This is a genomic window from Salinispora mooreana (genome assembly GCF_000379065.1).
GTDB lineage: Bacteria > Actinomycetota > Actinomycetes > Mycobacteriales > Micromonosporaceae > Micromonospora > Micromonospora mooreana.
The window spans coordinates 1,333,858-1,347,271 of sequence record NZ_KB900614.1 but is presented as its reverse complement, the minus strand read 5'-3'; the positions used below and the strand labels follow the sequence as shown (position 1 = coordinate 1,347,271).

At 67.9% G+C, this 13,414-nt stretch carries 11 protein-coding genes and 1 pseudogene; 10 read left to right on the top strand and 2 right to left on the bottom strand.

What is annotated here, in order from left to right; all coding sequences use genetic code 11:
• Positions 1–291: 291 nt before the first annotated feature.
• The 10 genes and pseudogenes from SALPAC6_RS0106420 to SALPAC6_RS0106375 all read left to right on the top strand — a co-directional run bounded on the left by SALPAC6_RS0106420 (position 292) and on the right by SALPAC6_RS0106375 (position 11,235).
• Positions 292–1,404, top strand: coding sequence for a tachylectin-related carbohydrate-binding protein (locus SALPAC6_RS0106420; protein WP_018252601.1), 1,113 nt, complete (start codon positions 292–294; stop codon positions 1,402–1,404).
• 665 nt (positions 1,405–2,069) lie between these two features.
• Positions 2,070–2,321: a hypothetical protein gene (locus SALPAC6_RS25375; RefSeq protein WP_018252599.1), complete on the top strand. Its 252-nt coding sequence runs from the start codon at positions 2,070–2,072 to the stop codon at positions 2,319–2,321.
• Positions 2,322–2,345: 24 nt separating this feature from the next.
• Positions 2,346–3,101 carry an ATP-binding cassette domain-containing protein gene (locus SALPAC6_RS0106405; RefSeq protein ID WP_018252598.1) on the top strand — a complete coding sequence of 252 codons (756 nt, stop codon included), beginning with the start codon at positions 2,346–2,348 and terminating at the stop codon, positions 3,099–3,101.
• Complete coding sequence (locus SALPAC6_RS0106400) at positions 3,098–4,360, top strand: hypothetical protein (protein ID WP_162561560.1); 1,263 nt, start codon at positions 3,098–3,100, stop codon at positions 4,358–4,360. The genes SALPAC6_RS0106405 and SALPAC6_RS0106400 overlap by 4 nt, the downstream gene beginning before the upstream one ends.
• Positions 4,357–4,977 carry a hypothetical protein gene (locus tag SALPAC6_RS0106395; RefSeq protein WP_018252596.1) on the top strand — a complete coding sequence of 207 codons (621 nt, stop codon included), beginning with the start codon at positions 4,357–4,359 and terminating at the stop codon, positions 4,975–4,977. The genes SALPAC6_RS0106400 and SALPAC6_RS0106395 overlap by 4 nt, the downstream gene beginning before the upstream one ends.
• 152 nt (positions 4,978–5,129) lie before the next feature.
• A complete protein-coding gene (gene istA / locus SALPAC6_RS0106390; RefSeq protein WP_018252595.1) occupies positions 5,130–6,806 on the top strand; it encodes an IS21 family transposase in 1,677 nt (558 codons plus the stop codon).
• Positions 6,803–7,312 (top strand): annotated as a pseudogene (locus SALPAC6_RS30930) (ATP-binding protein); the annotation flags it as partial. The gene istA and the pseudogene SALPAC6_RS30930, both read left to right, overlap by 4 nt.
• 55 nt (positions 7,313–7,367) lie before the next feature.
• Positions 7,368–7,649, top strand: coding sequence for an ATP-binding protein (locus tag SALPAC6_RS30925; protein ID WP_317889032.1), 282 nt, complete (start codon positions 7,368–7,370; stop codon positions 7,647–7,649).
• Between the two features lie 510 nt (positions 7,650–8,159).
• Positions 8,160–10,283: a HelD family protein gene (locus tag SALPAC6_RS0106380; protein ID WP_018252594.1), complete on the top strand. Its 2,124-nt coding sequence runs from the start codon at positions 8,160–8,162 to the stop codon at positions 10,281–10,283.
• 100 nt (positions 10,284–10,383) lie between these two features.
• Positions 10,384–11,235 carry a menaquinone biosynthetic enzyme MqnA/MqnD family protein gene (locus tag SALPAC6_RS0106375; protein WP_018252593.1) on the top strand — a complete coding sequence of 284 codons (852 nt, stop codon included), beginning with the start codon at positions 10,384–10,386 and terminating at the stop codon, positions 11,233–11,235.
• 106 nt (positions 11,236–11,341) lie between these two features.
• On the opposite strand, the gene SALPAC6_RS0106370 is transcribed toward SALPAC6_RS0106375, so the two are convergent.
• Together SALPAC6_RS0106370 and SALPAC6_RS0106365 are read right to left on the bottom strand one after the other, a co-directional pair.
• Positions 11,342–12,274, bottom strand: a complete 933-nt coding sequence (locus SALPAC6_RS0106370) for a serine hydrolase (protein WP_018252592.1) — start codon at positions 12,272–12,274, stop codon at positions 11,342–11,344.
• The gene (locus SALPAC6_RS0106365) at positions 12,274–13,212 is read right to left on the bottom strand and encodes a serine hydrolase (RefSeq protein WP_026189364.1); all 939 of its coding nucleotides are present in this window, start codon (positions 13,210–13,212) and stop codon (positions 12,274–12,276) included. Before SALPAC6_RS0106365 ends, SALPAC6_RS0106370 begins: the two co-directional genes overlap by 1 nt.
• Between the last annotated feature and the right edge of the window lie 202 nt (positions 13,213–13,414).

Sequence of the window (13,414 nt, the reverse complement as noted above, 5' to 3'; positions counted from 1 at the left end):
GCGGCGAGCGATGACGTCACCACAACAAGTGATGTCTAGTGTAGACTCTCCGCTTGATCAACATGTCGATCAAGCGGAGACTTCATGAATCGATGTATCCCGGCCTGCGCTGCCGGCGTGCTGGCGCTGGTCAGTGCCGGGTCACTGTCGGCCACCCCAGCCTCGGCCCAGTCCCCGACAGGCCCTGCCGCCGCTGCCGAATCACGAGCCGCCTCTGTGACGGCCGCCTACGTGACAGACCCGTGCGTAGACGGTGGGCCAACGTCCGCCGACTCATCGCTGGCTAGCTACTTGAACACCAAGCTCAGTGGCACCCTGGACGGCTATATGACGGCGTACCGGGCTTCCTGTGCCCGCAAGGTCGTGCAGGCCGTGCAGGCCCGCGGGCTCGATCAGCGGGCAGCGGTCATCGCGATCACCACGACGATCGTGGAGTCCACAATCCAGAACATCGCCGAGGAGGTGGACCACGACAGCCTCGGCCTGTTCCAGCAACGGGCGTCGTGGGGTACCCGTTCGCAGCGGCTGGACCCCACATGGAGCACCAATGCGTTCCTGAACAAGATGCTTAATCTGTATCCGAACAGCTCCTGGCTGACCGCCCCGGTCGGTGAGGTATGCCAGGCTGTGCAGGTCTCGGCGTACCCAGATCGGTACCAGAAGCAGGTGGGTGACGCGGAGATAATCGTTGAGGCCATCTGGCCCTCACTGGCGTCCGTGTACGGGGTGTTGTCGGACGGCCGGCTGACGTACTCGGCGATCGAGGGTGACTCCGGCGAATTTTCGAAGGTGGTGACGTCGAGTGCGACGTTGGGGTTCACGCCGAGGGCGATGGCGACGTTGAACTTCAACACGATTCTGTTGACCTCGACGGAGGGCGACCTGTATCGGGTGGATGTGATCACGAATAATACGTCGTTGTCGTTCAATCGGCCGGTGAAGATTCTTAGTGGCGGATGGACGCACACTCATCTCTCCTATGACGGTGCCGGAAGTCTGTATGGACTCACTTCGGCGGGGGTGTTGCGACGTCATGACGTGACCGCGACGAAGCCGTCTGGTAGTGAGATCGTCAATTGGGTGACGATCGACAGTGGTTTCACTCTCAAGACGCTGACCACGACTGGGCCGGACTGGATCCTCGGTACGGTTTCGGATGGCCGATTGATGTCGTACAAGATCAATGGAGTGGGTAGCTGGGAGTCCGGCGAACTCAAGTCGAGCACCTGGCAGAACATGACCCACCTGCTGTCTCCCGGCGCCGGTATCTACTACGGCCGTACCAGCGATGGCGCTCTGCACCGATATATCGATCGGGACCCGTATGACAACAACGGCAGCGACCTGTACGGGCAGGGCAGGGTGACCGATTCCGGCTGGACCCAGGTCCTGCTCTCCGCCTAACCCTTCGGCTTCTAACAGCGCGCTTCGGCGGCTTCCGATCGGCGCAGGCGTGACGGCTGCCAGACGAGACCCGATGCTCGCCTCCCCAGCGGGCATCGGGCCGCAGCCCGCACCTCCCCAGCGGGCTATCGCCTGAATTGATTTCGGCAGGTCGAACTGGCACCAGGTGAGCGTGTTGTTTCGACGCCATCGCCGCCGTGCGAATAGTGAGTGATCCGTCCCGTGCTGGGCATGATCGGCATCTTCTTCGAGGTCCACCTGTTGGCGTCTCGTCATGACCGGCAGGATGTTCGGATGCCACTGCAGTTGTGGTAGACGTACTGGCGAGGTCGCAGGAGCAGGGGTGTCGCCGCTGGCGAGAAGGTTTCGTAGGCATTTCAGGACATGTGCGACTTCCACGTTCTGGAGGTAGCTGAGTAGCGGCGCCAGCCGCATTGACCCTTGCAACTGAGAGTGGTTTCATGTTGACGACTGGTCATTTTCCGAGCCGCGCGCGTGCTATCCGTCAAGGCAACGCAGATCGGAGAATCGCATGAAGCGATCGATGGCGGCCGCGATGGCGCTCGCCCCCTGGGGCTGTCTACCGTCGCGCTGGCGAGTCCGGCACTGGCGAACCGCAGGGCTGCGTCCAGGGTAATCCCTACTTAAGCCAGAGTTCCGGCTACATGAACGCGCACAACGACGCGGATTGCCAGACGTCGGTGACTCGCACGTTCCGTGTCGAGATCAAGAGGGATGTGCGGTTGTTGCCGGACCCGGTGGTCTCCTCCTATGACGACTACTGGACGGGTACGCAGTACCACGCCAGTACCAGCAGCTGCGACGGCGGTCGGACCGCCAAGTACTACGGTCGTTCGTTCTTCACATCGAACCCGACCTACGAGGACACCGGTAAGCTGACGGTGACCACCTGCTGATCTGAAGCTGTCGGGAGATTCGCGATGGACGACCCGATCATCGGGCACGGACTGGCGCAGCGATACCGGAAGCGAATTGTATTTCGTAATCTCGATGTCATCGTCCCTGCCGGCGTGACGGTCCTGTTGGGGCCGAATGGTGCGGGGAAGTCGACGCTGCTGCACACCATCGTGGGTCTTAAGCGTCCGGAGGCGGGCAGTCTTCATGTTCTCGGTCGTGACGTTCTGCGTCGTGGCGGTCTTCGGGCCGTCGCGGCGCGGATCGGCTTTCTGCCGCAGGTGGTGTCCCACTATCCCGGCTACACCGTTCGGGAGTCCGTCGCCTACGCCGCCTGGCTAAAGAAGACGCTGAAGCAGAACATCGAGGCAAAGGTTGATAGGGCGCTCGGGTTGATGAGCTTGTCCGATCGGGCCGGGTCAAGGATGGGAAGCCTGTCGGGCGGGCTGCTTCGCCGGGCCGGCATCGCGCAGGCGCTCGTGCATGAGCCGGAGTTGGTCATCCTGGATGAGCCGGCGGCCGGTCTCGACCCGCAGCAGCGTATCGAGCTACGCCGTGTTCTGCGCAAGGTCGCCGACTCGGCCACCGTGCTGGTCAGTACGCACGTCGTGGACGACGCCCGGCACGTCGCGGACACGATCATCGTGCTCAACGAGGGTGCGGTGGTGTTCACCGGGACGGTCGCCGGGTTGGAGGCCATGGCCGGGCCGGACGTGGATGGGGACAGTGATCTGGAGCGCGGCTATCTCACCGCGCTGCGGCAGCCGGTGGTGTCGGCGTGACTCCGATCCGCGTGGAGCTGCGTCGCGGGCCGGGTCTGTGGAGTATGCCTGTCCTGGTAGGGGTCGGCGTGTTCATGTCCCGTGCGCAGCTCGAGACGGACATGGTCTGGGCGTATGCCACCGGTGCGGTGACGAGCGCGCCGATGTTGATGGCGCCGTTGGCGGTGGGCGTCGCCGCATGGGCGGGAGGCAGGTCTCAGCGCCGCGGAGTACGCCATGCCTGGCTGCTGGCCGGACGTGACCCGGCGCAGGCACCCTTGGTGGAGGCTGGAGTGCTGGTGGCATGCGCTTCGGGGGCGTATGCCGTGGTCGCCGCGGTGACGCTGTTCGCCACGGCATCCGCCGCGGCGTGGGGCGGTCCCTTCTGGTGGTGGCTGGGGTCGGCCGGCGTCGGGCTCGCCGCCGCCGTCGCGGTCGCCTACGCCGTGGGTGTGCTACTGCCGAGCAGATTGACGCCGTTCGCCGCCGCGTTGATTACCTACCTGGCGGCCACCTGGAACCTGGGGCAATACGGCACCGGATATGCGTTGTTCCCGTTCACCGTCGAGCTCATCCTGCCGTTCAGCACACCGCACACCCCAACCATGCAGGGGCAGATGCTGTGGTTCACCGGCGTGGGTGTGCTGGCCTTGGCGCTGGTCGCCGTCAAGGTGCGGTCCTCCGCTCGGGTGGTGATCCCGTCCGTCGGAGCAGCCTTGGCCCTTGCCGTCGGCGGCGCCGCTATCGTGATCGGCGAGAACGGCCGCTACGTCGATGTGAACCGCCACATCGTCTGGTCTTGTTCGGGCAGCTCACCGCAGGTGTGTGTCCATCCCGCCTTCGCCGCTAGCCTCAACCCGATCAACGAGCGGGCACAGGCGATCAGCCGACGGCTGTCCTCGACGCCGTTTTCGATCAGCCGGGTCGAGCAGCGGCCCCGGGGAGTGGGCGGTCGGCCTACGCCTGGTGCCATCGCCTATGCCCTGGACGCACCCTCTGCTGAGCACTACGACCGCGCCAGCGTTGACATCGCCGTCGGCGCCCTCGGTGTCGAAGCCTGCGCCCAGGGACCACGACGCGACAGAACAGCTCACGCCATGGCCCAACTGCTGGTCGCTTGGGCCGCTGGCGATGAGCGACTGTTCACACCACGCGACGCCGCTCATCAGGAAGCCAAGACCCGCTTTTTCAACTCGACGCCGGAAGCCCAGCGGCAGTGGCTCACGACGCACGCCGACGCGGTCCGCACCTGCTCCCTGACGCCGCAGTCGTTCACATGAGCGGTCTTCGTCTGCTGCTGAAGTCCCGACGCACGGCGCCGCTGCTACTGGCCCTAGCCGCTATCGCAGTCGTCTCCCGCGAGCTCTCAGGCCAGCCTCTGTTCATCGGCGCTAGCCAGCCGATCCCGCTGCCATGGCCTGCGGTTCTGCCCGCGATCACCGCCTACCTGACCGCAACCGCGGCATGGTCGACGCAGCCGCTGCTGGAGCACCTCGCCGAGCGGCGTGTCGACCTCTACGACCTTCTCTACCTCACCGCCGTCGTCTCGATCGGCACCGTGCTCGTCGCATGGGCAGCTCAACCGATCATCGGAGACATCACCGAACTCGGCGCTATACGCAACTACCTCGGCCTGCTCGGCTACTCCCTGCTTGGTGCTGCGGCCTTCGGCCTCGCAATGGGTTGGATGATTCCCACCACGCTATTCACCACCGGCCTGGTCGCCGCCGGCACCGGCTCTGGCCTCGCGGCATTGGACTGGCCAGCTCGCCACGACACCGAGCCGACATCCTGGGCGATCAGCATCACGCTGCTAGCCATCGGCCTTGTCGCGTTCGCCAGCCCCACCCGCCGACGCTTCCACGCGCTACGGGCGGCGCGCGCCGAACAGGACTAGCCACTGACTGATTCATTCCTGGCCAGCGAGGGGCAGAACGCCGGCCTGATGACACCGGGCCTCGACACGCAGGAGTGGGCGTTATGCCCGCCTTGCTCGACTTGTCGATATCTGTGAGCTTAGCTTGATCTCGGTCATATCGGGAGGCCAAGTTGCTCACGCGTGTCGTAATCTTCGAGCGCATTCGCGCTGATCGGCGGGCTGATCCGTCGATGTCGCAGCGGGAGTTGGCGCGTCGGCACCATGTGTCGCGGCGCACCGTCCGGGCGGCGCTCGCGTCGGCTGTCCCGCCGCCGCGTAAGCGTCCGGTGCGGGGCCGGCCGCTCGTGTTGACTCCGGTGCTCGCCGTCGTGGACGAGATGCTGCGCTCGGACCTGGTGGGGCCGCGCAAGCAGCGGCACACGATCGAGCGGATCTGTCAGCGTCTGGCCGTCGAGCATGGTTTCGCCGACGCGTCGTACTCGGCGGTGCGCAACTACGTGGCCCGGCGTCGGCCGCAGATCCTCGCCGAGACGCGGGAGGGACGTAGGCACCTCGACGGGATGGTGCCGCAGATCCACCCGCCAGGTGCGGAGGCGGAGGTCGACTTCGCCGAGGCGTTCGCCGTCGTGGCCGGCACGCAGATGAAGTGCTACCTGTTCACGCTGCGGATGTCGTACTCCGGTAAAGCGGTCCACCGGGTGTTCGCCTCGCAGGGCCAGGAAGCGTTCATGGAGGGCCACGTCGAGGCCTTCCGGATCCTCGGCGGGGTGCCGACCCGGCACATCCGCTACGACAACTTGAAACCGGCGGTGCGACAGGTGCTGTTCGGCCGCGGGCGAATCGAGTCGCAGCGGTGGGTCGCGTTCCGCTCCCACTACGGCTTCCACGCGTTCTATTGCCTGCCCGGCAAGGACGGTGCCCACGAGAAGGGCGGGGTGGAACACGAGGGCGGCCGGTTCCGCCGCAACCACCTGGTCCCGCCCCCACAGGTCGCGTCCCTGGCCGAACTCAACGACCGCCTCGCCGCCATCGACGCCGCCGAGGACGCCCGGCACGTGCACGGCGCGCCGGCCAGCATCGGCTTCAACTTCGCCGCCGAGGTGCCGCTGCTGCACCCGCTGCCGGCCGACGACTTCGAACTCGGCACGACGCTCACGCCGCTGGTGCGCCGCAACGCCCGGATCGTGGTCCGACAGTGCTACTACTCGGTGCCGGCCCGGTTCATCGACCGCAAGGTCCGGGTCAGCCTGCGCGCCAACGAAGTTCTCGTGTTCGACGGCCGGAAGGTCGTTGCCCGGCATCCGCGGCTGTCCCGCCGCTACGACCACCGCGACGACCTTGATCACTACCTGGAGATCCTGCTGGTCAAGCCCGGTGCCCTGGCCGGGTCAACGGCGCTGGCGCAAGCCCGCGCCGAGGGATCGTTCACCTCGGTGCACGACGCGTTCTGGACCGCCGCCCGCGCCGCACACGGCGAGGCCGAGGGCACTCGGGCGTTGATCGAGGTGCTGCTGCTGCACCGGCAGTTACCGCACGCGGCGCTGGTAGCCGGGATCACCGCCACCGTCAACGCCGGCTCCTGCAGTCCCGAGCTGGTCGCGATCGAGGCCCGCAAGGCCGCCGACGCGGGCACCGTCGCGGACCCGTTGAACGCTGCGGCACCCGTCGACGACGGCACCGAGGACGGACTCGACCTGGCCGAGCCGGCCGACGAGCCAACTCCCAGCGGGGGGAGGGTGATCTCTCTACACGCGCGGCGGCTGCCCTCGGGCACCGAGCACAAGCCACCGCCGATGAGCGTCTACGACCAACTGCTGTCCCATCGATCGAAAGGCACAACCGCGTGAGCGCGACCGCTTCCACCACCAAACTGTCCCGCACCCCGAGGCCCCGCCAGTCAGCCCCTGGCATTGACCCGATCGACGCCGCCATCGACACCGCATGCACCGAGTTGCGCCTGCCCAGCATCCGCGACCGTTTCGCCGACATCGCCGAACAGGCCCTGCGCGACCGGGCCAACTACAAGGGCTTCCTGCTCGACCTACTGCGCGCCGAGATCGCCGACCGCGACGAGCGGCGCAGACAACGCCTGGTCCGTCACGCCGCGTTCCACCGGCCCAAACGCCTGGAGGACTTCGACTACGACAAGAACCCCCAGGTCGACGCCGTCTACGTCAACAACCTCGCCAACCCCGCCTGGGTCCGAGCCGGCGCACCCCTGGTCTTGGTCGGCAACTCCGGCACCGGCAAGAGCCACCTGCTCATCGGCATCGGCACCGCCATCGCCGAACACGGCCTCAAGGTCCGCTACACCACCACCGCGAACCTCGTCAACGAACTCGCCGAAGCCCACAACGAGAAGCGCCTGTCCAAGACCATCTACCGCTACTCCCGCTACGACCACCTGGCTGTGCAACCCCAAGCCCGACCTGCTCTGCCTCGACGAATTTGGATATCTCAACCTCGACCGCACCGGCGCGAAACTGCTGTTCCAGATCTTCACCGAACGCGAGGAACGCAAAGCCATCGCCGTCGCCTCCAACGCCCCCTTCTCCGAATGGGACAAAACCTTCACCGAGGAACGCCTCTGCTCCGCCATCGTCGACCGGCTCACCTTCAACGGCTACCTCGTTGAGACGGGCAACGACTCCTACCGACTGCAATCCACCCTCGAACGCAACCGCAGCTGAAAGCCCTGCCACGGTCAGCGGTGCCGGGACGAACCGTCCCGGCACCGCCGCGTCTCACCCTGACATAAAGACCCGGGTCCCCCAGGCACCGCATCGGGAGCGCAGCCTGAAAAACCCGGTCTGCCCCGATGCTAACCAACCCCTAGCCGAGCTCGAAGCAGCGACGCACACGCCAAAGCAACGGATCTCGTCCGGCGGTGGCGCCGAAACAAGTTGCCGATCATGAAGGCCCGCCGATTGGTGCCCGGAGAAGCTAACCATCGACGGCAGCAGATCGACCACAACGGCGAATGGTGCCGAAAGAACCTGCCCATGTGGTGCCGGTTCGACCTGCCAGAGTCACCTGATTGTCCACAGCGTTCGACCACCGGCGAAAATCCGTCGATGGGAGCGGTCGGACGGGCTAGGCTGGTCGATCCGTGCGCTCTCGCGCCGCGCCGAGGCACAGCCGGTACCGACGTGGGTGGCCGGGCGGCCAGGTCACCCTGTCGACCCGGAGGAGCCGCCGCCATGCCTGCCGACCGCACCGTTGACCTCACTGCTGAACTTGACGCCGAGCGCGCGCACATGGCCGCGTCGCGGGCTGCCCTGCATGCGATGCGCGAGCACGCCGAAGCCATGTACGCCGTCGGCGCGAAGATCGCCGGGGACCCCTTCTCCGCCGAGACCCTCGGGGTGGCGTTGGCCCGGCGGGTGGCCGAACTCGCCGACGACCCCCGTACGCCGCTGTTCTTCGGCCGCCTCGACCTCGACGGCGCCGTCGAGTCGGGAGCCGCCCCTGAATCCGGAGCCGCCCCTGAGCCGGGAGCGGACCCGGTGACTGGCCGGTATCACATCGGACGGCGGCACGTTACCGATCAACTCGGTGAGCCGCTGGTGCTGGACTGGCGCGCGCCGGTCAGTCGCGCCTTCTACCAGGCCAGCGCCCGTGACCCGCAGGGCGTACGGACCCGTCGTCGGTTCGGGTTCGCCGGTGGCGACCTGACCAGCTTCGAAGACGAACGCCTCGACCAGGGCGAGGAGTTCGGCACCACCAGCAAAATTCTGATCGAGGAGATCGAACGCCCTCGGGTCGGGCCGATGCGCGACATCGTCGCCACGATCCAGCCCGAGCAGGATGAGCTGGTTCGTGCCGACCTCGACACCTCGATCTGCGTACAGGGGGCACCCGGGACCGGCAAGACCGCCGTCGGTCTGCACCGGGCCGCCTACCTGCTCTATCTGCACCGGGAACGGCTTCGGCGTACCGGTGTGTTGATTCTCGGACCGAATCCGGCGTTCCTCGGCTACATCTCGGCAGTCCTGCCCGCGCTCGGTGAGCTGGAGGTACGGCAGGCCACCCTGGAGGGACTCATCGGCCGGGTGCCCGTCTCCGGTGTCGATTCGGTCGAGGCCGAGGTCGTCAAGCACGACCCCCGGATGGCGACGGTGCTGCGACGGGCGCTCTGGTCCCGGCTGGGACGAGCGGACTCCGCGATCCAGGTATCCGACGGTGCCTATCGGTGGCGCATCGATCCGGGGGTGCTCACTCGCCTGGTTGACGACACCCGGCGGGAGGATCCCGCGTACCTGCTCGGCCGGGAGCGGGTCCGCGCCCGGGTCGTCGGTCTGCTGCAACGCCAGGCCGAGACGCGCTCGGGCGAGTCGCCGGGGGAGCCGTGGCAACGGCGGATGGGAAAGGCCACACCGGTGGTCGAGTTCCTCGACGCCTGCTGGCCGGCGGTGACGCCGCAGTCGCTCGTCTTCGAGTTGCTCAGTGACGCGCAGGCGTTGGCCCGTGCCGCCGAGGGCATCCTCACCGAGGCCGAGTGTCAGGCGCTGCGCTGGCCTCGGCCCTCCCGGAGCGTCCGGAGCGTCCGGTGGAGCAGCGCCGATCTGGTGTTGCTCGACGAGGCCGCCGGGCTCCTGGAGCGGGAGCCGAGCCTGCACCACATCATCATCGACGAGGCGCAGGATCTCTCCCCGATGCAGTGTCGGGCCGTCGCCCGGCGCACCACACACGGGTCGATCACGCTCCTCGGTGACCTCGCCCAGGGTACGGCACCGTGGGCGGCGACCGACTGGGCGGAGTCGCTGCGGCACCTCGGCAAGCCAGACGCGTCGGTCGTGCCGTTGACCACCGGGTTCCGTGTACCGGAGGCGGTGGTTGCGCTGGCCAACCGGCTGCTGCCCGCCTTGGCGGTGAACGTCCCTCCAGCGGTGTCACTGCGTTCGGACGGCAGTCTCGTCCTGCGCCGGGCGGACGACCTGACCGCCGAGGTGATCGCGGAGCTGGCCGCGACCCGCTCACTACCCGGGTCGGTCGGCGTGATCGCCGCTGACCGGCACCTCGACGAGCTGCGGGCCGCCCTCGTCGCGGCCGGCGAAGAGCCCGGCGACCTCGACGCCCCGGAGAGCGGGCGCGTCACCGTGGTCCCGGCGACGCTGGCCAAGGGCTTGGAGTACGACCACGTGATCGTCGTCGAACCGGCCGAGATCGTGGACGCGGAGCCGCGCGGACTGCACCGGCTCTACGTCGTGCTCACCCGCGCGGTGACCCGGTTGACGGTGCTGTACGCCCGCCCGCTGCCCCCAGCGCTCTCCACCGACGCGCTCGACCGGGCCGTCGGTCCCGAGGTGCCCGCTCCGGCGTGACTCACGCAGCCGGCCCCCCTTGGCGGCGCTGGCTGCGGTGTTGGCCACTTCGGCCCTGACCCGGCGTCGCGGTGCGCGGTGGCGGCGATACGGTCGGGGCATGGTAGAGCCGGTAGCGCGTCCGCGGGTCGGGCACATCCAGTTCCTGAACTGCCTACCGATCTACTGGGGGCTGATGCGCTCCGGCGCCCTGATCGACGTTGACCTGCACAAGGACTCGCCGGATCGGTTGAGCGCCGCGCTGGTCGCCGGTGACCTGGACATCGGCCCGATCACCCTGGTGGAGTATCTGAGGAACGCCGACGACCTGCTGCTGCTGCCCGATCTCGCGGTGGGCAGTGACGGACCGGTGCTCTCGGTCAACGTCGTCTCGACCCGCCCGCTGGCCGACCTCGACCGGCGTCGGGTCGCGCTCGGGTCGACCTCGCGGACCGGCGTGCTGCTGGCTCAGCTGCTGCTCGCCGAGCGGTACGGGGTGCGGCCCGAGTACTTCCGCTGCCCGCCGGATCTGACCCAGATGCTGCTGGAGGCGGACGCCGGGGTGCTGATCGGCGATGTGGCGCTGCGGGCTTTCCTGGAAGCGCCGTCCCGCGGCCTCACCGTCACCGATCTCGGTCAGGCGTGGAACGAGTGGACCGGGCTGCCGATGGTGTTCGCCGTCTGGGCGGTCCGCCGGGACTTCGCCGCCGCGTATCCCGGCCTGGTCAAGGAGGTACACGAGGCGTTCCTGCGGTCCCGGGACCTCTGCCTGGCCGAGCTGGACCAGGTGGCCACGGCGGCGGCCCGCTGGGAGAGCTTCGACGCGGAGACGCTGGCGACGTACTTTCGGAGGTTGGACTTCAGCCTGGGGGAACGCCAGATCGCCGGGCTGCGCGAGTTCGCCCGTCGGGCCGCTGCCGCCGGCGCCGTCCCCGAGCTTCCCGCCGACGGCCCGGCCCGCTTCGTCGGCTGACCGCGTCGCCCCGCGTTGACCACTGTGGCCGGGCTGACCGCGTCGCCCCGCGCCGACGACGTTGGCCCGCGCTGTCGGCGGACCAACTCGCGGCGCGCGTCGTCGGTCAGAGCGGTTCGGCCAGCAGGGCCTCGGTGACTTTCTGGCAGTTGTCCATGCCGTACTGGTAGCCCTGCGCGACCGGGTAGCGCAGCATCACCCCCATTGTCCAGGTGTCGCCGATCGCCAGGCAGTTGACGTGGTTCTCCTGCTCACGGGTGCGGTCCACCCAGCCGTTCTTGATGGCGATGGTCTCGCTGACCGCCGGTTGGAACGCCTTGCGGATGCCGAAGTCGCCGGCGCCCCGGACCGACCGCATCTCCTCGAGGAGCCAGTCCGTCCACTCCGGGCCGGCGGCCGTGCCGTCGGCGATGCACTCGCCGAGCCGGGCGGTGTCCCGCGGGGACAGCTCGGTTCGGCTCCAGCCGCCGTCCGCCGCGACACTGCTGTCGGTCAGCTCGCACCGGGACAGCAGGCGCTCGATGGTGACGGACCTGCCGAGGTTGTTGTAGAACTCCTGGGTGAGGGTGTTGTCACTATCCCGGATGATCTTGGTGGCGTCGGCGAGCTCGGCCTCGGTCGGGGTCCGGCCGGCCTCCACCGTGCGGCGCAGGTAGTCGGCGACGAGCCAAGATTTGATCATCGAAGCCGTGGTGCTGGTCTCGGCCATGTTCTCCGAGCCAATGATCTCACCGGTACGGCGGTCCAGCACGCTCCAGGCGTACCAGCCGTCGATGTCCAGGTTGGTGAGATCGCTCGCCGCGAGGGGCAGCGGCTCGAGGGTCGGGCTCGGCGATGGCGTGGGCTGGGCCTGCTCTGCCGGCCCGCCGGACTGCTCCTGCGCTGGACTGTCTCCCCACCGGGCCGTCGCGTCGGAGGCGAAGGGTGACCCGGGTAGCAGGCGGAGGGAGGCCAGCACGACACCGATCAGGACGGCCGTGATCGCGGCCACCTTGAGCAGCGAGGTGCCGCCCTGCCGCGCGTCGGGTCGGCCGGCCATCAGCGATCCTCCCCGGTCGGCTGCTGCGGCACCTTCAGGGCGGCGCCGGGCTGCGGGGTGACGAGCTGGGTGGCGACGCTCGCGCAGGTCTGGGCGCCGTAGTCGAGCCCGCTCTGCCGCGGGTACCGCATCATCACGGCGAGACTCCACTGGTCGTTCACCGCGAGGCAGTTGACGTGCCAGTTGCCGTCGTAGCTCAGCGCCGTCCACCCGTTCTTCATCCCGACCGGACTCTGGCTCGTGATCGACTCGGGTAGGCCGTCGATGATCCCCCAGCGGCCGCCTCCGGAGCGCATGTTCTGGTCGGCGGCGGCGGTCGTACCCCGGACCTGGCTCATCTCGTCCATCAGGAACTCGGTCCACGTCGGCCCGGCGGCCGTTCCGTCGGCGATACAGTCACCGAGTCGGACCGCGTCCCGGGGGGACATCTGGGTGAAGCTCCACCACCCGATGTACTCCGGCACGGTGCCGGGTTTGGTGTCGGTGAGGCCGCAGGTGCTGATCATCCGATCGATCGTGGCCGACCTGCCGACCTCCCGGTAGAGCCGCTCCGCCGCGTCGTCGTCGCTGTCCCGGATCGCGGTGCTGATGGCGTCGCGCATCGTCGTCGAGAGCGACTCGTCACCGAGTTGGTTCAGGTAGTCGGCGGCGAACCAGACCTTGATCATCGATTCGGTGGAGCTGGTGTCGGTGAGGTTCTCCGCACCGGAGATCGTGTCGGTCTGGCGATCCATCAGCGCCCAGGAGAAGAACTCGCCCTCGAAGGGCACGGACACCGGCGCGTCGGCCAGGGTCGGCTGCGGGGGCGCGGAGGGGGCGGGCGTGGGGACGCCCGCCTCGGTGTCGGTGCCGCCATCGTCGAGGCGGGCGTATGCGGCGGGAATGATCAAAGCAATTCCGAGGACGCCCGCCATGATGGCTAGCAATCTGGGACGCATAACTGGGTGAACTCCAGATGTCGGGGCCAGGGGGCCGGCTCGCAAGGCCGGGGAGGGATCGGCGCGGGCCGAGGCAGGGGTGGTCTCGGCTACGTAAACGATCGCCGGCAGCAGGTCGGTGTGACCGCGGGAAGTCTACGTCTGGATCCGTGCCACGCCGAGATTCATTCCCGGCGAAGGTGTGTCATACGGACGGGAGTTG

What these genes read in the sequence shown, in the direction of transcription:
- SALPAC6_RS25375 (WP_018252599.1), top strand. Translation starts at nt 2,070, where the DNA reads ATGAACGCGCACAACGACGCGGATTGCCAGACGTCGGTGACTCGCACG.
- SALPAC6_RS0106405 (WP_018252598.1), top strand. Translation starts at nt 2,346, where the DNA reads ATGGACGACCCGATCATCGGGCACGGACTGGCGCAGCGATACCGGAAG.
- SALPAC6_RS0106395 (WP_018252596.1), top strand. Translation starts at nt 4,357, where the DNA reads ATGAGCGGTCTTCGTCTGCTGCTGAAGTCCCGACGCACGGCGCCGCTG.
- SALPAC6_RS0106380 (WP_018252594.1), top strand. Translation starts at nt 8,160, where the DNA reads ATGCCTGCCGACCGCACCGTTGACCTCACTGCTGAACTTGACGCCGAG.
- SALPAC6_RS0106375 (WP_018252593.1), top strand. Translation starts at nt 10,384, where the DNA reads ATGGTAGAGCCGGTAGCGCGTCCGCGGGTCGGGCACATCCAGTTCCTG.
- SALPAC6_RS0106370 (WP_018252592.1), bottom strand. Translation starts at nt 12,274, where the DNA reads ATGGCCGGCCGACCCGACGCGCGGCAGGGCGGCACCTCGCTGCTCAAG.
- SALPAC6_RS0106365 (WP_026189364.1), bottom strand. Translation starts at nt 13,212, where the DNA reads ATGCGTCCCAGATTGCTAGCCATCATGGCGGGCGTCCTCGGAATTGCT.